We start from the raw sequence: 17,842 nt of genomic DNA, 5'->3' as shown, positions 1-17,842 counted from the left end.
GTTTATCACTGCCATTAGCATCAATAAAGTAGGCCCCGTGAGCAGAGGACAGCAGCGACCAACGCAACCTCTGTCGTCATTTATCCAATTACTGATGAGGTGCTGACATGAGCAACACGAACAAAACAGCGGTAATCACGGGTGCTTCGAGTGGCATTGGCTATGGCCTGGCCGAAGCATTTCTGGCCAAGGGCTATAACGTCGTCGGCGGTGCGCGCTCAAACGAACGCTTGCAGGCTGCGGCCGCCAAGCTCGATGCAGGCTCACGCTTTGTTGGCGTGGCAGGCGATGTGAGCTCAGCCAATACGGCCAGCGAATTGTTCAACACGGCGATCGAGAAATTCGGCCAAGTTGATGTGCTGGTGAATAACGCGGGCATCTTTGCGGCCAAGCCATTTACTGACTTCACGCCAGAAGAAGTTGAAGAACAGCTGGCGACCAATTTGAAGAGCGTCGTCTTTATGTCTCAGCAAGCGGCCAAGCACATGATGGCTCGCAAGCAAGGCCACATCATCAACATCACGGCCTCGCTCGCGATACAACCGGTCAGCAATGTTCCGGCACTGATGGCTGTGCTCGCCAAAGGCGGCGTCAATCAAGCCACGCGTGCGATGGCACTCGAACTCGCGCCGCACGGCATCACCGTCAACGCGGTTGCTCCTGGCATCGTCGATACACCGATGCACCCTGCCGAGACGCATGGCTTCTTGAATGGCCTTGCCCCGCTCGGCCGCATCGCGAAGGTCAGCGAAATCGCAGATGCCGTGTTGTATCTGGCCTCGGCTGATTTTGTAACCGGCGTGGTTCTGCCCGTAGACGGCGGATCTGCAGCCGGCAAGTAAGTCTCACCACCATCAAACCTTTTCCCAAGCTTCACAACCGGAGAATCACCATGCCATTCGTCAACGTACTCATCACCAAAGATGGAGCCACCAGAGAACAGAAGGCTCAAGTCATCAAGGAGATCACCGACACGCTCCAGCGCGTGCTGAATAAAGTGCCAAAACAGACTCACATCGTCATTGAAGAAATCGACACGGATAACTGGGGCTTCGGCGGCGAAACAACCACCGTCATTCGGAAGCGTCAGGCCGGTTGAATCGGATGTCAGTAGCATCGAGTGACCTGACCGCGTCTGCGTTAGCAGAAACGGTCAGGTCACTTAATTTTGTTCATTTAATTCCCTTCGAATGTTGCTGTACGCCGCGCCTTGAATGCCTCAACGCCGCGCCGAGCGTCTTTACTCAACAGCAGCCGTACAAACTTCATTTTCAATTTCGATAGCGCGGATTGCGCGCCGTGTGTTTGCATGTGGCGCACGGATTGCAACGTTGCCTGCACACCGAGTGGAGCCTGTTGGGAAATGCGCTCTGCAATGGCAATCGCCGCATTCAAGGCTTCGCCTGGCTTCACTCGTTTTTGCACAAGCCCAATGCGATACGCCTCATCGGCGTCAAACTCATCGGCCATCAACAAGTGCAAATAGGCATTCTGCGTGCCGACAGCCAGCGGCCAACGCACCGTTCCTCCGCCAAAAGGAAATACGCCGCGCGAGATTTCGGCTTGCGTGAAACGTGCATTGTCAGAAGCCACTGTGATCTGGGCATTCAGCAAGAGCTCGATACCAGCCGTGTAACACGGGCCTTCCACTGCACTCACAATCGGTTTTCGGCAAACATTGCCATTGGTTCCCCATGGATCAATGCCGCCGCGAGGAATCATTGGCGTGAGGATTTCTCTTGGCGCAGCCTTGATAACTTTGGCTAAATCCAAACCGCTGGTGAAGTAGCGGCCATCGGCCCAAAGAACACCACAGCGCAATTCACGATCACGATCCAGCAACGTATACGCATTCGATAACTGCGTAATCATTTCAGGATCTAAAGCGTTGAGCTTGTCTGCGCGATTGAGTCCAATCAGCAACAGATGGCCACGGCGCTCGGTAATAACTTTGTTACTCATATTGATTTGACCTTTTCCATCCACGCAGAAAGGCGTGGTCGATTTTGCAATTCAGGACGCATACGTGCGCTGGTGCGATCTACTTCAATCAACTGACTGCCGACCGCGATATCAGCAATCGATATTGCTTCACCCACCAGCCAACCTGAATTTTCGAGTACCGTTTCAATACGATCGAGATGGCGCAGGAAATCAGATTCAACATCTTCACGCTGCATGCGCCCTAGCCCTTGGCTGAATAGTTGCAAACCCAAACCAGCCTTGAGCGTCAGCTTGATTGGCAGGCGCTCCACTGCAGATCGACCTTCGCAAGCGATGCGAACGGCCTGATCAATCGCCACTGGATCCTTTAAGCGAAAATAAACTTCGAACCAGTAGAGCAATTCATCGGACCAGTCTTCCCATAGCTCAGCCTGCGCACGCTGCTGTGGATCAAGTGGATAAAGCGGTGATTCCGGATAGTGTTCATCGAGGTAGCGTGCGATGCGCGTGCTGTCTTGAATGCGATGCCCATCAATATCCAGCACGGGCACTTTGCCAACTTTGCTTAGCCGACCAACTTTGGCCCCGAGTACGCCGTTGTAGTTGATGGACTCATAGGCCAGCCCCTTATGCTTGAGCACACGCGCGACTTTCTGGCAGAAGGGAGAAATCTCCCATTGATGCAAAACGATAGCTTCACTCATTTTTTTCAATCTCAAAAAGTTTCTTTATATGGACGAAGATCCAACTCATGCGTCCAAGCAGAGCGATGCTGGCAATGGAGTTGCCAATACGATTCAGCAATGGCATCCGGATGAAGCGCGCCGTCTTCTCCCTTGGTAAACAAGAATGCTTTGCCAAGGCCATAGCCAAACTTGTTTGCACGGTCACCGCCCACAATGCCGTCGACGACGACATGGGCAACGTGAATTCCTTCCGGTCCGAATTCGCGCGCGAAAGCCTGCGCATGAATACGCAATCCCGCCTTGGCCGCAGCGAATGCGCCAAACTTGGGCCGACCGCGAAGCGAAGCACTAGCGCCAGTAAAAATCAGCGTCCCGCGCTTTTGCGGCAACATGCGCTCAATCGCTTCATGTCCTACGACGAAACCACCGAAACAGCAGGTTCGCCACATTTTCTCGACGAATTCCGGAGTGGTCGCAGCAAAACTCGTCGGCATGTTGAGCTCAGAGGCGTTAAACACCACAAGCTCTGGAACATGTCCTGCTTCTGTAATGCGATCGAATAAAGTCTGGACATCAGCCGGATTAGCCGCATCAGCAGTGACAGCGGTAACGCTGCCGCCGCTGGTCCGGATTTCTGTTGCCAGAGGCTCCAACTTGTCGGCACTGCGGCCCGTGGCATAGACATGCAAACCCGCCGCTGCAAAACGAGCACAGAGCGCACCGCCAATTCCCTGCCGAGAACCAGCGCCAACAACCACGGCGCATGGTTTCAAAGTCGCACCATTATTTTTGTCGGCCATTGCAAACTCCTTAACCAGCCGATTTCTTCGGCGACACCCACATGGCAATTCGTGCACGGAACACGATCTCGCCAGCGGTATCCTGCACTTCAACCTTGACCCAATAATCCTGCGCCACTGACCAATCAGGAGTTGCTTCAGGTTGTGCAATCGCTTTCAGATTCGTGTTGGCCTTCTTCAGGTATTCCACCGTCATGCCTTTTGGAATCCAGCGGTGCGTCGTTGGAATGGTCACGTCGGTCATCAAGCCACCCGAGAGTTCAGCCATATTGCACATGGCAATGGCGTGGACGGTGCCGATGTGGTTTTGTACGGCTCGACGCTTGCTCATCTGCACTTCGCAGTAAGCGGGACGCAGCTCAGAAATCAGTGGCTTGATAGATGAGAAATATGGTGCTTTCAGACAAAGCCCACGAGAGAAAATAAATTTTCCAAGAGGACGACGACTCAATGCCTGATAAGCCTTGAGCACGGGAGGAGTGACTGATTTCGACATAAGGCTTACTCGATGATTAGCGGTTGAAATTAACGGCGGTGCCGTTCTGCCAGCTTTCAAAATCTTGTACGGCAATTTGTTTGCCGCTGGCGATCAGATCGCCAACGTAATCGGCATAGGCTGTCATTGCGTAGCGAGTATCTTTCTGCGTTGCCACAGACATGAACTCTGCCTTCTCGATTTCCATACCTGCGTCGATATTCTGTGACGCGGCTTGATAGACCGAGCGCTTGATGGCGCGCACAGCATCAGCCGAGCGACGCGCCATGCGTTCGGCCAAGATCATGGCTTCACTCATCAACTCGTCAGCAGGCACAACGCGATTGATCAAGCCCAGTTCGTAAGCTTCTCGCGGAGATAGCAACGTGCCATCAAGGCAAAACTCCAAAGCACGTGCCACGCCCAAGATGCGCGTCAGCATTTGCGTGCCACCACCGCCCGGAATCAGACCGATATAAATTTCAGGTTGGCCGATCACCTGCCCGCCTTCCACACTGCCATCGACCATCAAGCGCAGATCGCAGGCCAGCGTCAGTTCGCAACCACCGCCCATTGCGCGCCCGTTGATGGCGGCGATGAAAACCTTGTCCATCGCCTTCATGCGCGCAGTGACTTCATGAAACAGATTCATCGCACTGACGCCGCCCATCGGCGTGCGCTCAATCAGCTTTCGAACGCCAGGCACATGATCAAGCGCAGCTTCGGCACGACTGACTACACGAGTGACGCTAGATGGAATCGGCGCAGCAAGACCGGCTGCCATCTGCTTGATTTCGCCGACATCAAAGTGCGTGAGAAAGACGTCAGGCACGGCGCTAGTCAGAATCACTGCGCCAATGCCTGTGTCGTTCTCAATCTCACGTAGCAGTTGATCCAGCTCTGCCATCATTGCTGAGGTTAAAAAATTGAATGGAGGATTGCTGAGCGCAACAGTGAGCACGCGCTCCTGTTGTGCTGTCTGAAGATGCTGAAAGTTAAGTTTCATAAAATGTTCCGTTTATTACTTGAGGCTTGCGGACAATCAGGCCGCGGCTAACACAGCGGGCGACGATGCGATGTAACGCAAAGCCTGCTCGGTGGAAGCTTCGTATTCAGGGTGGTAGCCAGCACGCAAGAAACGCAGCGCGTGCAAACCAAACCAGCGCACTTTTGGTGTATTGCCCCTGTCTGCACTGCGATGCCAATGGTTCCAGAATTTCGCGCTAAAGCGCTTGGTATCAGCCTTGGAATAAATGGGGTCCTGACGCATCAACTGGACGATGCCGCTAGTCGCGCGTTCCATCATCAGCGGATAAACCATAGCCATCAGCAGCGTGCGCAGCGGCCACTTGCCGCCGAGATAACAGTAGAGATCGTAGGCCACGTTGCGGTGCTCCATTTCTTCCGCGCCGTGCCAGCGGAATAAATCAGCGACGACCGGGTCTGCACCGTGCTCGTCCCATTTGGCTTCGAGAACGAATGTGCCCAAGGCAGAGGTGAAATGTTCAACCGCAGCAACGATGCCGACACGCATGACCAACCACTGGCGTTGCAACGACTTCGGCAACTTGATTCCGGCAGGATCTTTGGCAAGCAAGCGATCAAACAGCACTGCGTTGTGACGCTCGAAATCTCCACCGTCAATGCCGAGGCGCTTGAGATAGCCCTCGATGGAATCATGATGCGCGCGGCTGTGCACGGCTTCCTGCTTGATGAACGCTTCAACATCAGCACGCAGCTTCGGATCCTCAACCAAAGGCAAAGCTTCGCGGAATACACGACAGAAAAACTTTTCACCTTGCGTCAACAGATAGCTGAACTCGTTTGCCCAATGACTGCTGAAGGCGTCGTCTCGAATCCAATGCAACTCGCTCTGACTCCAATCAAATTTCACATTGCGAGGAATGATGGTGGATTTCATGGTTATGCGGCCTCAATAGAAAGAACGAAATTTGAAATGCCTTCAGCTAAGGCCTGCGGCTGACTCAGCAGTCCCCAATGGCCCGCTGCAATCTCAACGCGGCTCAGGTTCGGCGCTGTGGTTTCCATGCCTTCGAACAAGCTCGTGGGTACGAAGGGATCGTTTTGCATGACGATCAATTGCACCGGCACATCTGTCGTGCGCGACTGAGGGCGCAATAGCGCTTGCACGAGATTGGCGCGATAAAGGCCGAGTCCGTTCACGCCATCAGCTGTCTGGCTGGGACGCGCAGCTACGGGAATGCCTTCTAGCGCTGAGACCACACGAGACCACGTGCGGCCCAAACCAAATTTCCAAGTCAGCTCAGGAATAAACGGGATCTGAAACATCGCCATGTAAGAAGAGCCCAAGGCGCGGCCAAAGAACTCTTTGAGATGGCGCGGCGTCGGCTTGCGCAGGCGTTCATGGAACCAATGACCGACATGATCAAGACTCGGCGCACCAGCGGAGAAGGAAGCGATGCGGCCATCCAATTCATTCGACAGCAGCGCATCCCAACCCTGCAGCGCGCCCCAGTCGTAACCAATCAGATGCACCGGTTGATGCGGGCTGACGGCGTCGATCACTGCACGAAGATCAGAAGTCAGGTGTTCAAAAGCATATGCCTTGGCACCGCGTGGTGCGGTCGAGAGACCTGCCCCGCGCACGTCGTAAGCGACGACGTAGAAACGTTCAGCAAGTACTTCAGCCGTATCCGACCAAATCTCTGCGCTGTCCGGATACCCGTGGACCAGCACCAACGTCGGACGCGGTCGCTGTTTGGTCGGGCGCTTGCCCCAGGCGTAGACGGCGATGCGCACATCGCCCGAGGTCACAAGTTGTGTTGCTGTCATTGAATGTCCGCTTACAGAAAGTTTTGGCTCGGCCGTAACCGTGCCATTGAGTAATGTCAAAGTATAGTAAGTTCCAAAATAGAACTTATCAAACTATAATGGCCTCAAAATGCGCAACATATTGACGAGTAACGAAATATGAAATGGCAGAACCTAGGCGAAACGCCCTGCTCTATTGCACGCAGCTTGGCCATTGTGGGTGACCGCTGGACCATCCTGATCCTGCGAAATGCGTTCCTGCGCACGCGTCGTTTCGACGATTTTCAGCAGCAGCTCAGCATCACTCGCCATCTTCTGGCCAGTCGTCTTGCCAAGCTGGTGAAGCTCGGTGTGCTGGCCAAGGTGCCCTATCAAGAGAAGCCGCCCCGTTACGAATATCTGCTCACTGAAATGGGCCGCGACTGGTATTCAGTGCAGCTCGCATTAGTAGCTTGGGGCGACAAGTGGCTGGCGGGAACTGAGGGACCACCCGTTGAATATGTGCATCGCAACTGCGGCAAGAAATTCACGCCGACCGTTTCGTGTTCAGAATGTGGCGAGACGATTAATCCGCGTGAGATAACCCCTATCGCAAACCGCATGCGTCTGCCTAGCGACATCAGTCTTACTGTCGACGCAAAAACGAAGTAACCGCGGATCAGCTAAACCAATTACAAAATCATGCAGTGAAGCTGGAGATGTCCACGGGCGTGATGTTATTTGCCTTGCAGAAGTCCAAGTAGCGCTGCATCACAGTGCGCCAGTTTTCGGTCACAAGTACGCGACCTGCATCATCGATGATGTTCCAATCGCCCTGCACAATATTGAGTGTGACGACTTCTTCGGTTCCAACACCAATCGGCGTGTGCTGCGTACCTGCTGTTTCAAAAACGAAGCTACCAGCTTTGGCGACCCAGTCATGCTCTTTGTATTTCCATTGTCCGCTAATCGTGTAGACATGCACGCTACCTGAATGATGGTGGCGTGGCAGTTCAATATCGGCCGTCGTTTTGAGCAGCGTGATCCATTCGCCACGGATGGGATCCACCTTGATCGCCTTGACGAAAACCTTGTTCTTGTATGGCGCGACCGGCACCCAAGGCAGTGATTCCACATCGATCAACGCGCTCGTGATCTTTTCGAAAAACATTAGCTCAGTCCCATCGGCGAATTTAGCTATAACTAACGATAGCAGGAACTTCTGTTTTTCTGTGCCGCCAATGTAAACCTAGATCAGCTCGAAATCGTCTGCATCCATCCAAGCCGGGAACCGCTTGCGATGAGCAAGTAGCGCTTCGGAATCCAAGGTCACAGTAATGACTTGCTCTTGAGCTCCGAGTTCTAACAATGGCGCCCCCAAAGGATCAATCGCAGCGCTATCGCCTGCATAAAGTAGTCCATTGTCATCGGTTCCGACGCGATTGACGCCAACGCAGTAGCTGAGATTCTCGATCGCCCTCGCCCGCAACAGCGTTCGCCAGATTTCATGGCGTGGTGCTGGCCAGTTGGCGACGAAGAGCACCAAGTCATATTCCATTCCACCTTCGCTTTGTTCCAGTCTGCGATTGCGTATCCACACCGGAAAGCGAAGGTCGTAACAAATCAACGGGCGAATTCTCCAACCCTTCAACTCAACGACGAGATGTTGGCTGCCACTGGCGTAGTGCTCATGTTCACCTGCCATACGAAAAAGATGGCGCTTGTCGTATTGATCAAAGCTGCCGTCAGGTCGCATCCAGATCAGGCGATTGAAATACTGATCGCCTTCTTTGATCACCAGACTGCCCGTGATCACGGCATTCGTATCTGCGGCGAGTGTCTTCAACCACGGCAGCCATTCGCCGTTGACAAGCTCGTGCTGATTGGCGGTGTCGTTGGTGAAGCCTGTCAGGAATGTCTCTGGCAAGATCACCAGATCAACTTTTCCAGCGATGCTGTTCACCAGACTGCTGTAGTAATTCCGATTGGCCCGCGCATCGTGCCAACGCGTCGCACCCTGCACCAGTGCAACGTTTAAAGGCTGCATAAGCGCTCTGCCGCTGCAATCAACGTGGCATCGCTCTTTGCAAAGCAGAAGCGAATCAGGCGAGCGTCTGGCGGGCTCTGATAGAAAGGCGATAACGGAATAGCGGCAACGCCTGATTCACGAACGAGCCAGTCACTGAACGTTACGTCGTCGATATCTTTAATCGCCGAATAATCCGCAAGCTGAAAGTACGCACCGCGAACGTCGAGTAATTTAAAGCGCGATCCTTTGAGCAGCGATCTAAAATAGTCACGGCGCTTCCCATAAAAGGTCGGCAATTCGAGATACAGCTCTGGATTATTTTGCAGCGCCTCTGCGAAGGCCCATTGGGCTGGAGCGAAAGTGCTGAACGTCAGGTATTGATGCACCTTGCGGATTTGCGCAGACAAGAATTTTGGTGCAACGGTGTAGCCGACTTTCCAGCCGGTGCAATGAAAAGTTTTTCCAAATGAACTCACCACAATACTGCGCGCGGCTAGTTCCGGATGACGTAGAACGCTTTGGTGTTCGGCGCCGTCAAACACGATGTGTTCGTAGACTTCATCCGACAGGATGTGAATACCGGTGTCTCTGACGATATCCGCCAACGCGTCAAGAACAGAACGGCTCAACACTGCTCCGGATGGATTGTGCGGTGAGTTGATGATGATCAGTCGCGTCTTCGATGTGATTGCGTCGCGTACGCGCTGCCAGTCAATCGAGAATTCAGGAGACTGCAATGGAATGCGAATGGATTTCGCACCCTGTAGTTCAATCGCTGGCTCATAGCTGTCGTAAGCTGGATCAAAGAAGATAACTTCGTCTTCAGCGTGCACCAGCGCAGCGATGGCGCAGAACAATGCCTCGGTAGCGCCCGAAGTAACGGTGACGTCGCTGTCAGGATTAGGCTTGTGTCCGTAGAGTCGCTCAGTCTTTAGCGCGATCTGTTCACGCAATGCGGCGACGCCAATGGCAGGTGCGTACTGATTTTTACGATCAGCCATTGCGCGTGATAAGGCATCGCGCAATACCTCGGGAGGTTCGAAATCCGGGAAACCCTGCCCCAAGTTAACGGCCTGATGCTCAACAGCGAGTTGGCTCATCACGCTAAAAATGGTGGTTCCCACATTGGGAAGTTTTTCGTCAAATGCCATCTGTGCACAACCGATATAAGAGCGACTCGCCAAAGCGCACGTTCAATCAGAGCGTCGCATTGACCTAATTAAGAAATTTCGCACAACTACGGAGGCTGTAGTCGGTCGCGGAAGAAAAGATCTATAGATATGCGCTGATCTAAGCAATCAGCGGTGTGCCGGTCTTCTGCTGAATTTCTTCCTTGGTAACGCCTGGCGCCAACTCCACCAGCTTCAGGCCCTCAGGCGTGATATCCAACACGCAGAGTTCGGTGATGATGCGATTCACCACGCCCAAACCTGTCAGAGGCAAATTGCAGGTTTTCAAGATCTTGTGCTCGCCACTCTTGGCTGTGTGTTCCATCAGCACGACAACGCGCTTAACGCCCGCAACGAGATCCATCGCGCCGCCCATGCCTTTGACCATCTTGCCGGGGATCATCCAGTTGGCGATGTCGCCACTGTCCGTCACTTGCATGGCGCCAAGAATCGACAGATTGATATGACCTCCACGAATCATCGCGAATGAATCAGCGCTGCTGAAAAATGCGCTGCCCGGCACTGTCGTGATGGTCTGCTTGCCTGCGTTGATCAAATCAGCGTCGACTTCATCCTCGCCCGGAAATGGACCGATACCCAGCAGGCCGTTTTCGCTTTGCAGCCAGACATCCATACCTTCTGGAATAAAGTTAGCGACCAGTGTCGGCAAGCCGATGCCGAGATTCACGTAATAACCATCACGCAATTCACCGGCGGCGCGCTGCGCCATTTCATCTCTATTCCAGGCCATTAGACTTTTCTCACCGTACGCTGCTCGATACGTTTTTCCGGGTGTGGGTTATGCACCAGTCGCTGCACAAAGATTCCGGGCGTGTGGATGTTGTCTGGATCCAGCTCACCGGTTTCGACGATGTGCTCAGCTTCCACCACCGTGATCTTTCCAGCAGTCGCAACCATTGGATTAAAGTTGCGCGAGGTCTTGCGGAACACGAGGTTTCCGGACTTATCCGCTTTCCATGCTTTGACCAGCGAGATGTCCGCACGTAGCGAACGCTCCATCACATAGTGTTCACCATCGAACTCGCGGGTTTCCTTGCCTTCAGCAACGATAGTGCCGTAACCCGTCTTGGTGAAGAACGCGGGAATGCCTGCGCCACCCGCGCGTAGCTTTTCAGCCAGTGTTCCCTGTGGCGTGAATTCAAGTTCGAGTTCGCCTGCCAGATATTGGCGTTCGAATTCCTTGTTCTCACCAACATAGGACGAAATCATTCTTTTGATCTGGCGTGTGTTCAACAACATGCCGAGGCCAAAGCCATCGACGCCCGCGTTGTTGGAAATCACTGTCAGGTTTTTCTTGCCGCTGTCGCGCAAAGCCAGGATTAAGGCTTCAGGAATTCCACAGAGCCCAAAGCCACCTACTGCGAGTGTTTGGCCGTCAGCAACGATGTCTGCCAATGCCGCTGCGGCACTGGGATAAATTTTATTCACGATTTGCTCCTGTTCGCTGCAAGTGCCAAAGCGACGCGCGATCGCGTCGGCTGCTGCAATGCCTCACAAATAAAATCGCCAGCCTGCGTCAATGCCTGAAGATCAACGCCAGTCTCAATACCGAGACCTTGCAGCAGATATAGAAGATCTTCGGTGGCAACATTGCCTGAGGCGCCCGCTGCATACGGACAGCCACCGAGGCCCGCAACCGAACTGTCGAATACCGACACACCCAGTTGTAGCGCGGCATAAACATTCGCCAATGCCTGGCCGTAAGTATCGTGAAAATGTCCCGCGAGTTTTGTGACTGGAACTTTTGCAGCGACCGCCTCAATCATGGCGCGAGTGCTGCCAACCGTACCGACACCAATCGTGTCGCCCAGCGAAATCTCGTAACAACCCATTTGAACCAAGGTGTTCGCCACGACTGCCACAGTCTGCGGCGAAACTTCGCCCTGATAAGGACAGCCCAGCGCGCAAGACACATAAGCACGCACAGGAATTTTCTGTCGCTGCGCCGCCTGCAATACATCTTCAAAACGTCGCAGGCTTTCTGCAATCGAGCAATTAATGTTCTTCTGCGAGAACGCTTCTGAAGCTGCGGCGAATACCGCAACCTCTTGTGCGCCAGCGGCTAATGCTGCTTCAAAACCTTTCAGATTTGGTGTCAGCACGGAATAGACGAGTCCGGCTGGACGCTCTAGGCCGTGCATCACCGCCTCATGATCGGCCATCTGCGGCACCCACTTCGGCGACACAAAAGCGGTTGCTTCGATGCGTTTCAGTCCAGCAGCGACAAGTCGCCGGATCAGCTCCAGCTTAATTTCGGTCGCCAAAGGCTTCGCTTCATTCTGCAAGCCATCGCGTGGACCTACTTCAACGATCTGCACCTTCCTCGGCAATGCACTCATGCTGCGTGCTACCTTTTCAGCGCATTCGTTACAAGAGTCAGGCGCTGAGGATCATTCGCTACTGGCGGATTTCGAAAATCTTTGAGCAGCTGCGTCCATCGCAGATCAGTCTTTTCAACGCTTCTTTCCTTAATGTGGCCGTAACCGCGAATGTCTTGCGGCAGTGAAGCCAGCTGAATCGCCAGATCAAGCGTTGCTGCCGTCAAGTTAGAAGTCACCTCATCCATCGTTTCTTCGTAACGCTTGATCAGCCCTCTTTCCATGCGACGTTCAGCAGTCATGCCAAAGATGTCGAGCGCCGTGCCGCGCAGGAATTTGAAGCGAGCAAGAATCTTGAAAGCAGAGGCCATCCACGGGCCGAATGTTTTCTTGATCAGCTCGCCTTTGCTGTTCCGCTTCGACAACAGCGGTGGCGCAAGATTGAATTCAACCTCGAAGTCGCCTTCGAACGCAGATGCCAATTTGCGCTTGAACTCTGGGTCGCTGTAGAGACGTGCAACTTCGTATTCATCTTTGTACGACAGAAGCTTTGAATAGTTGTGCGCAACAGCCTCAGCAAGGCGTGTCTTGTCGGAGACGCGCGATTCAGCAGCGCCAACTTTCTGCACCAGCGCTGTATATCGATTCGCATAATTCGCGTCGGCATAAGCAGTGAGATGGCTCACCCGGTGAGCAATGGTGTCGCTCAGCAGTTTACGTTTCTGGAACTGGACGACCGACGTTGGCGACAGCAATTTCTTCAGGCCCGCGATGTCGTGAGCCGCATAGCGACCCCATTCGAATGCACGAATGTTCTGCTTGACTGCAACTGCATTCAACTCGATGGCGCGCATCATTGCTTTCAGAGAAAGCGGAATCCAACCCTTCTGCCAGGCATAGCCGAGCATCAATGGATTGGCTGCGATGCTGTCGCCAACGAGACGCTGCGCCAGACTGCCGGCGTCAACGTACTCTGCGTTGCCCGCACCAACGGCTGCGTCAATCACTGATTTCGCAGAATCGACTGGATAACTCCAATCTCTCTGACGGATGAAATCCGCAGTCGGCGTCACGGTGGAATTGACGACGGCATAGGTATTTCCGACAGTCGTTTTCGACAGGGCTTCTTCACCCGCCGTCACGATGATGTCGCAACCAATAATGACTTTCGCGTTGCCAAGGCCAATGCGCGCGGCAGTCATATCTTCTGGCTTGAGGCCAAGCTTGATGTGACTGAGAACAGCGCCGCCCTTCTGGGCTACGCCGGTCATATCCAGCGTCGATATGCCCCTGCCCTCAAGATGCGCGGCCATACCAATTAATTGTCCGACCGTAACAACGCCGCTGCCGCCGACTCCGGTGATCAGGATGTCGTAGCCTTTGGCAAGCGAAGGCAATATCGGCAAAGGCAACTCTGGAATGATGAGTTCCGTTTTGGAGGATGCATTGCTCGCCTTCCTCAATTTGCCACCTTTAACGGTGACAAAGCTTGGGCAGAAACCTTTGACGCATGAGTAGTCTTTGTTGCACGTCGACTGATTGATGATGCGCTTGCGGCCCAGCTCCGTTTCAACCGGCTCGATCGAGAGGCAGCTTGATTGCGTTGAGCAATCACCACAGCCTTCGCAAACAGCGTCGTTAATGAAGAGACGCTTAGGCGGATCAGGGAATAGTGGTTTTTCGTCGACAATGATTTTGCGACGGCGACGCTTTTCTGCGGCGCAGGTCTGGTCATACACGATGATCGTGCAGCCCTCGGTATCGCGAAGCTCCTTCTGCGTGTCTTCGAGAAGATCACGATGACGGATCTCGATCCCAGCAGGAATCGGCTCAGCGTCGGACGGCGAATACTTCTCCGGCTCGTCAGATACCACGATCACTTTCTTGACTCGCTCGGCCAGCATCTGCGCAACGATTTGCGGAACGGTGAGCGTGCCATCAACTGGCTGGCCACCCGTCATTGCTACGGCGTCATTGAACAAGATTTTGTAAGTGATGTTCACGCCCGCAGCAACGGAGGCACGAATGGCCAGGATGCCCGAGTGGAAATAGGTTCCATCACCCAGATTTGCGAAAACATGTTTTTCAGTGGTGAACGGTGCCTGTCCAATCCACGTTGTTCCTTCACCGCCCATTTGCGTAAAGGGTCCAGTGCGACGCTCTGGCATCCACATCGCCATGTAGTGACAACCGATGCCGGCCATCGCGCGCGAGCCTTCAGGCACGTGGGTTGAAGTGTTATGCGGGCAACCGGAGCAGTAGTAAGGCAGACGTGTATCTGGTGCTTTTACTTCTGCGAGCGCCTGTTCCACACCTTCAATCGCACGCAGGCGTGCTTCAATCCGCTGGCGGATTTCATCGGGGATTTCCAAACGCAGAAGTCGCGAGGCGATGGCCTTGGCGATCTGCGCCGGGCTAAGTTCGCTCTTGATAGGCAGCAGCCATTTGCCCTGCGGCAGTGCGTACTCGCCGCCATTTCTTTCATCGAACTTGCCGATGACTTTAGGACGAACGTCGTCACGCCATGAATAGAGTTCTTCTTTCAACGCGTATTCGATCAGTTGACGCTTTTCTTCGACCACCAAAATTTCTTGCAGGCCAGTTGCGAAATCACGTGCGATGGTTGCTTCGAGCGGCCAGATCACTGAGACCTTGTGCAGACGCAGGCCAATGTTCATGCAGGCGTCATGATCAAGACCGAGATCAGTCAGGGCCTGCATGGTATCGAGGTAGGCTTTACCAGATGCGATAACACCGATGCGTGCATTCGGTGGATCAATGACGTTGTAGTTCAGCTTGTTTGCGCGCACGTAAGCGAGCGCAGCGTAGAGCTTGTGATCCAGCAGTCTTGCTTCCTGTGCCAACGGTGGATCAGGCCAGCGGATGCTGACGCCACCTTCTGGCAGCGTGAAGTCCGTCGGCAGCTTGATCTGCACGCGATCAGCGTCTGCGATCACCGATGCGCTGGATTCAACAACATCGGAGATGCACTTCATCGCAACCCAGACGCCTGAATAACGGCTCATCGCCCAAGCGTGGATTCCGAGGTCCAGAATTTCTTGAACGCTCGAAGGGAAAAATACTGGGATGCCAGCGGCCTGAAACACGTGATCGCTTTGGTGAGGCAGCGATGAAGATTTCGCTGAGTGATCATCGCCCGCCAGAACAAGGACGCCGCCATTTTTGGCCGTGCCCGCCGCGTTTCCATGCTTCAAGGCATCGAGCGAACGATCAACACCGGGGCCCTTGCCATACCAGAGTGAGAAAACGCCATCGACCGTTGCGCCGGGAAACATGCCAACGTGTTGGGTTCCCCAAACCGAAGTCGCCGCGAGTTCTTCATTGAGACCCGCATTGAAATGGATATTGCGGCCTTTCAGCAGCTTCTCGGCTTTCCAAAGCGCCTGATCAACACCACCGAGCGGCGAGCCGCGATAGCCGGAGACAAAGCCGCCGGTGTTCAGGCCTGCTTTCTGATCGCGATCACGCTGAAGCATCAGCAGGCGGATCAGCGCCTGAGTGCCGCTCATGTACACGCTCTGGTCAGAGACCGTGTACTTGTCGTTAAGGGTTACAGCCTTTAACTCGGCTAGTTCTTCGACATTTGCTGGCTTGTTCATGGCTCGCTAGATCCTGATTTTCCTTATGGAAATTCTAGATTTAGCGGCTTAGGAGACGTTTACCTGTTTTTTCTATATATATGCCATTAATTAGATTAAATAAGATTATTTAATATATTTAGTAGAATATTTATCTATAATTGTCGCTATAAACGCCAAGTTGAGAGCTTCCATGGATGCCGTCGATAGAGCCATACTGAGACTACTGCAATCCGATGCCACGATCTCGATTGAGAAGATCAGTCAGGCCGTCAGTTTGAGTCATACACCAGTCTGGCGAAGAATCGATCGTCTGGAAAAATCCGGCGCCATTCTGGGACGCTTCTGCAAGATTGATCGCAAGGCACTCGGACTTGAAGTGACGGTCTTCGCTTCGATCAAACTCTCGCGTCAGGACGAAACTGCACTCGTCGAGTTTGAAACCGCAGTCCGCAATATTCCTGAAATCATGGACTGCTATTCCATGACCGGTTCACACGACTACTTACTCAAAGTCGTCGTCCCGTCGGTAGAAGGCTATGAAGCCGTGATCAAAAAAAAGATCGTCCACCTGCCCCACTTCCGCGATCTGCGTTCAGACATTGCACTGCGTGAAATCAAACAGACGGACGCATTGCCAATCTGAGGCATGAGCACTTAGGTCGTCTTTGCTTGCTTCAGTTGATTTTGAATCTCAGCGATTCGCGGACGATTCAGCGGATAGTTCCAGATGATTGCAGCGGCCGCGATCAATCCAAACGCAGGAAGTACGGCACCAGTTAGCTTGATGCCGATAACACCACTCGCCGATTGCGAAGCTGCAGTGGCATCGAATCCGAAACCTCCGGCAATTGCCAAAGCCGTTGCTGCTGAAACGCCCAACACAGATTTCTGCAAGAACGCGAAGATAGCGCCGTAAAGTCCGGCGTTATCCTCGCCCGTGAGTAATAGCCCATAGTCGACGATGTCTGCTGACATCGTGTAAACGATCACGGCGCCAACCAATGTGAACATGATGGTTGGGTACAACAAGAATGCCAGCGGCAGCGCCATTGAGCCTGGGGATACGAAAGCGAACGCTGCACACGCGAGCGCGCCAGTAATCAGAGACACCGCCCACACGCGATGACGCTCAAAGCGCGCAGACATCGCACTCCAAAATGGAATGCCCAGCAAACTCGAGAGCAAAGCGACCAGCATGATGGCGGGGAGTTGCTTACCAAGATGCAGATAGGTATCGATATATAAATACGCGACACCACCCGTCATACCACCGAGAAAGTTCACCGGCAGAAAAGCTGCAAGAAGCCGCAGAAGTGGACCGTTCTGTTTAATCGCGCGCAATGCATCGGCAAATCCAAGTCGTTTTTGCACGACAGGCGCTGCGTTCTCACCATTATTCACGTATGTCACTGCAATGATCGTCACGACTGGCAGTGCGAATGCACAGATAATTGCCGACAACCCGAGCGATCTAAAATCAAGCTCTGTACTGTCTGAATATCCTAGTTTTAGCGCTAGAAATGGAATGATGAAGAACAGGAGCTGTCCGCCCATCTGTGCCAGCGCCCGCCACGCTTGCACGCGCGTGCGCTGCACATAGTCCACGGACAAGCTGTAACTCCAGGCTTGCAGCGGAATCTCCATCAGCTTCCACCCGAGGTAGGTCACTGACATCCAGATTCCGAAGTAGAGCGCATCAACGCCTTGCGGCGGACGGAACAAACCCCAGATGCCGATCGATGAAACGACTGAACCAACGATGACCCAGCTTTTTCGCGAGCCACGACGTGCATACGTGCGATCCGACAAATACCCAATCAGCGGATAGGTGATGGCATCGAATATCTTGCTGAACAATGTCGCGGCAGCGATTGCCGTTAAGGCTAGACCTGCATGCTTTGCATAGATGGCCTGTATCTGACCTTCAGGGCCATGCATGATGCCCAACACAAGCGTGGGCAATGTAAATGCAATCAGAACATTGAGACGCAGACGTGCATCGACGACTTTAGATGTCGTCGTCACG

19 protein-coding genes are annotated in these 17,842 nt (G+C 53.6%); 4 read left to right on the top strand and 15 right to left on the bottom strand.

Annotated features, from left to right (window positions below; translation table 11 throughout):
- Nucleotides 1-107 precede the first annotated feature (107 nt).
- Together CJD38_RS11295 and CJD38_RS11290 are read left to right on the top strand one after the other, a co-directional pair.
- The gene (locus tag CJD38_RS11295) at nucleotides 108-842 is read left to right on the top strand and encodes an SDR family NAD(P)-dependent oxidoreductase (RefSeq protein ID WP_107940468.1); all 735 of its coding nucleotides are present in this window, start codon (nucleotides 108-110) and stop codon (nucleotides 840-842) included.
- Nucleotides 843-892: 50 nt separating this feature from the next.
- Nucleotides 893-1,099: a tautomerase family protein gene (locus CJD38_RS11290; RefSeq protein ID WP_107940467.1), complete on the top strand. Its 207-nt coding sequence runs from the start codon at nucleotides 893-895 to the stop codon at nucleotides 1,097-1,099.
- Nucleotides 1,100-1,176: 77 nt separating this feature from the next.
- Here the strand turns inward: CJD38_RS11290 and CJD38_RS11285 are convergent, their stop codons facing one another.
- Genes CJD38_RS11285 through CJD38_RS11255 form a run of 7 tightly spaced genes read right to left on the bottom strand, consistent with a single transcriptional unit; the run spans nucleotide 1,177 to nucleotide 6,719 of the window.
- Nucleotides 1,177-1,962, bottom strand: a complete 786-nt coding sequence (locus CJD38_RS11285) for a crotonase/enoyl-CoA hydratase family protein (RefSeq protein ID WP_107940466.1) — start codon at nucleotides 1,960-1,962, stop codon at nucleotides 1,177-1,179.
- Complete coding sequence (locus tag CJD38_RS11280; RefSeq protein WP_107940465.1) at nucleotides 1,959-2,648, bottom strand: glutathione S-transferase family protein; 690 nt, start codon at nucleotides 2,646-2,648, stop codon at nucleotides 1,959-1,961. Before CJD38_RS11280 ends, CJD38_RS11285 begins: the two co-directional genes overlap by 4 nt.
- Before the next feature lie 11 nt (nucleotides 2,649-2,659).
- Nucleotides 2,660-3,430 carry an SDR family NAD(P)-dependent oxidoreductase gene (locus CJD38_RS11275; RefSeq protein WP_107940464.1) on the bottom strand — a complete coding sequence of 257 codons (771 nt, stop codon included), beginning with the start codon at nucleotides 3,428-3,430 and terminating at the stop codon, nucleotides 2,660-2,662.
- Between the two features lie 10 nt (nucleotides 3,431-3,440).
- On the bottom strand, nucleotides 3,441-3,926 hold the full coding sequence (locus CJD38_RS11270) for a hotdog fold domain-containing protein (protein WP_107940463.1): 486 nt from the start codon (nucleotides 3,924-3,926) through the stop codon (nucleotides 3,441-3,443).
- 16 nt (nucleotides 3,927-3,942) lie between these two features.
- Complete coding sequence (locus CJD38_RS11265; RefSeq protein WP_107940462.1) at nucleotides 3,943-4,911, bottom strand: enoyl-CoA hydratase/isomerase family protein; 969 nt, start codon at nucleotides 4,909-4,911, stop codon at nucleotides 3,943-3,945.
- A gap of 36 nt (nucleotides 4,912-4,947) precedes the next feature.
- Nucleotides 4,948-5,826 (bottom strand): metal-dependent hydrolase, encoded by an 879-nt coding sequence (locus CJD38_RS11260; protein WP_107940461.1) that lies wholly within the window; start codon nucleotides 5,824-5,826, stop codon nucleotides 4,948-4,950.
- A 2-nt stretch (nucleotides 5,827-5,828) separates the two neighbouring features.
- Entirely contained in the window at nucleotides 5,829-6,719 is an 891-nt protein-coding gene (locus CJD38_RS11255; RefSeq protein ID WP_107940460.1) for an alpha/beta fold hydrolase, read from the bottom strand.
- A gap of 138 nt (nucleotides 6,720-6,857) precedes the next feature.
- On the opposite strand from CJD38_RS11255, the gene CJD38_RS11250 reads away from it, so the two are divergent.
- On the top strand, nucleotides 6,858-7,349 hold the full coding sequence (locus CJD38_RS11250) for a winged helix-turn-helix transcriptional regulator (RefSeq protein ID WP_107940459.1): 492 nt from the start codon (nucleotides 6,858-6,860) through the stop codon (nucleotides 7,347-7,349).
- Between the two features lie 28 nt (nucleotides 7,350-7,377).
- On the opposite strand, the gene CJD38_RS11245 is transcribed toward CJD38_RS11250, so the two are convergent.
- From CJD38_RS11245 to CJD38_RS11215, 7 genes are all read right to left on the bottom strand, one after another.
- Nucleotides 7,378-7,848 (bottom strand): 2,4'-dihydroxyacetophenone dioxygenase family protein, encoded by a 471-nt coding sequence (locus CJD38_RS11245; protein WP_107940458.1) that lies wholly within the window; start codon nucleotides 7,846-7,848, stop codon nucleotides 7,378-7,380.
- Nucleotides 7,849-7,926: 78 nt separating this feature from the next.
- Nucleotides 7,927-8,724 (bottom strand): amidohydrolase, encoded by a 798-nt coding sequence (locus CJD38_RS11240; RefSeq protein ID WP_107940457.1) that lies wholly within the window; start codon nucleotides 8,722-8,724, stop codon nucleotides 7,927-7,929.
- Nucleotides 8,712-9,857, bottom strand: coding sequence for a pyridoxal phosphate-dependent aminotransferase (locus CJD38_RS11235; RefSeq protein ID WP_107940456.1), 1,146 nt, complete (start codon nucleotides 9,855-9,857; stop codon nucleotides 8,712-8,714). Before CJD38_RS11235 ends, CJD38_RS11240 begins: the two co-directional genes overlap by 13 nt.
- 139 nt (nucleotides 9,858-9,996) lie before the next feature.
- Nucleotides 9,997-10,626: a CoA transferase subunit B gene (locus CJD38_RS11230; RefSeq protein WP_107940455.1), complete on the bottom strand. Its 630-nt coding sequence runs from the start codon at nucleotides 10,624-10,626 to the stop codon at nucleotides 9,997-9,999.
- Nucleotides 10,626-11,324 carry a CoA transferase subunit A gene (locus CJD38_RS11225; RefSeq protein WP_107940454.1) on the bottom strand — a complete coding sequence of 233 codons (699 nt, stop codon included), beginning with the start codon at nucleotides 11,322-11,324 and terminating at the stop codon, nucleotides 10,626-10,628. The genes CJD38_RS11230 and CJD38_RS11225 overlap by 1 nt, the downstream gene beginning before the upstream one ends.
- Nucleotides 11,321-12,235, bottom strand: a complete 915-nt coding sequence (locus CJD38_RS11220; RefSeq protein WP_107940453.1) for a hydroxymethylglutaryl-CoA lyase — start codon at nucleotides 12,233-12,235, stop codon at nucleotides 11,321-11,323. The genes CJD38_RS11225 and CJD38_RS11220 overlap by 4 nt, the downstream gene beginning before the upstream one ends.
- Before the next feature lie 8 nt (nucleotides 12,236-12,243).
- Entirely contained in the window at nucleotides 12,244-15,834 is a 3,591-nt protein-coding gene (locus CJD38_RS11215; protein WP_107940452.1) for an indolepyruvate ferredoxin oxidoreductase family protein, read from the bottom strand.
- 172 nt (nucleotides 15,835-16,006) lie between these two features.
- On the opposite strand from CJD38_RS11215, the gene CJD38_RS11210 reads away from it, so the two are divergent.
- Nucleotides 16,007-16,459: an Lrp/AsnC family transcriptional regulator gene (locus CJD38_RS11210; RefSeq protein WP_107940451.1), complete on the top strand. Its 453-nt coding sequence runs from the start codon at nucleotides 16,007-16,009 to the stop codon at nucleotides 16,457-16,459.
- An 11-nt stretch (nucleotides 16,460-16,470) separates the two neighbouring features.
- On the opposite strand, the gene CJD38_RS11205 is transcribed toward CJD38_RS11210, so the two are convergent.
- On the bottom strand, nucleotides 16,471-17,841 hold the full coding sequence (locus CJD38_RS11205; protein WP_107940450.1) for an MFS transporter: 1,371 nt from the start codon (nucleotides 17,839-17,841) through the stop codon (nucleotides 16,471-16,473).
- Nucleotide 17,842: the final 1 nt, after the last annotated feature.

Origin of the sequence: Stenotrophobium rhamnosiphilum, from assembly GCF_003052265.1 — a bacterium.
GTDB lineage: Bacteria > Pseudomonadota > Gammaproteobacteria > Nevskiales > Nevskiaceae > Stenotrophobium > Stenotrophobium rhamnosiphilum.
The sequence above is the reverse complement of the archived record's forward strand: the minus strand, read 5'-3'. Positions and strand labels throughout refer to the sequence as shown.

What these genes read in the sequence shown, in the direction of transcription:
- CJD38_RS11295 (WP_107940468.1), top strand. Translation starts at nt 108, where the DNA reads ATGAGCAACACGAACAAAACAGCGGTAATCACGGGTGCTTCGAGTGGC.
- CJD38_RS11290 (WP_107940467.1), top strand. Translation starts at nt 893, where the DNA reads ATGCCATTCGTCAACGTACTCATCACCAAAGATGGAGCCACCAGAGAA.
- CJD38_RS11285 (WP_107940466.1), bottom strand. Translation starts at nt 1,962, where the DNA reads ATGAGTAACAAAGTTATTACCGAGCGCCGTGGCCATCTGTTGCTGATT.
- CJD38_RS11280 (WP_107940465.1), bottom strand. Translation starts at nt 2,648, where the DNA reads ATGAGTGAAGCTATCGTTTTGCATCAATGGGAGATTTCTCCCTTCTGC.
- CJD38_RS11275 (WP_107940464.1), bottom strand. Translation starts at nt 3,430, where the DNA reads ATGGCCGACAAAAATAATGGTGCGACTTTGAAACCATGCGCCGTGGTT.
- CJD38_RS11270 (WP_107940463.1), bottom strand. Translation starts at nt 3,926, where the DNA reads ATGTCGAAATCAGTCACTCCTCCCGTGCTCAAGGCTTATCAGGCATTG.
- CJD38_RS11265 (WP_107940462.1), bottom strand. Translation starts at nt 4,911, where the DNA reads ATGAAACTTAACTTTCAGCATCTTCAGACAGCACAACAGGAGCGCGTG.
- CJD38_RS11260 (WP_107940461.1), bottom strand. Translation starts at nt 5,826, where the DNA reads ATGAAATCCACCATCATTCCTCGCAATGTGAAATTTGATTGGAGTCAG.
- CJD38_RS11255 (WP_107940460.1), bottom strand. Translation starts at nt 6,719, where the DNA reads ATGACAGCAACACAACTTGTGACCTCGGGCGATGTGCGCATCGCCGTC.
- CJD38_RS11250 (WP_107940459.1), top strand. Translation starts at nt 6,858, where the DNA reads ATGAAATGGCAGAACCTAGGCGAAACGCCCTGCTCTATTGCACGCAGC.
- CJD38_RS11245 (WP_107940458.1), bottom strand. Translation starts at nt 7,848, where the DNA reads ATGTTTTTCGAAAAGATCACGAGCGCGTTGATCGATGTGGAATCACTG.
- CJD38_RS11240 (WP_107940457.1), bottom strand. Translation starts at nt 8,724, where the DNA reads ATGCAGCCTTTAAACGTTGCACTGGTGCAGGGTGCGACGCGTTGGCAC.
- CJD38_RS11235 (WP_107940456.1), bottom strand. Translation starts at nt 9,857, where the DNA reads ATGGCATTTGACGAAAAACTTCCCAATGTGGGAACCACCATTTTTAGC.
- CJD38_RS11230 (WP_107940455.1), bottom strand. Translation starts at nt 10,626, where the DNA reads ATGGCCTGGAATAGAGATGAAATGGCGCAGCGCGCCGCCGGTGAATTG.
- CJD38_RS11220 (WP_107940453.1), bottom strand. Translation starts at nt 12,235, where the DNA reads ATGAGTGCATTGCCGAGGAAGGTGCAGATCGTTGAAGTAGGTCCACGC.
- CJD38_RS11215 (WP_107940452.1), bottom strand. Translation starts at nt 15,834, where the DNA reads ATGAACAAGCCAGCAAATGTCGAAGAACTAGCCGAGTTAAAGGCTGTA.
- CJD38_RS11210 (WP_107940451.1), top strand. Translation starts at nt 16,007, where the DNA reads ATGGATGCCGTCGATAGAGCCATACTGAGACTACTGCAATCCGATGCC.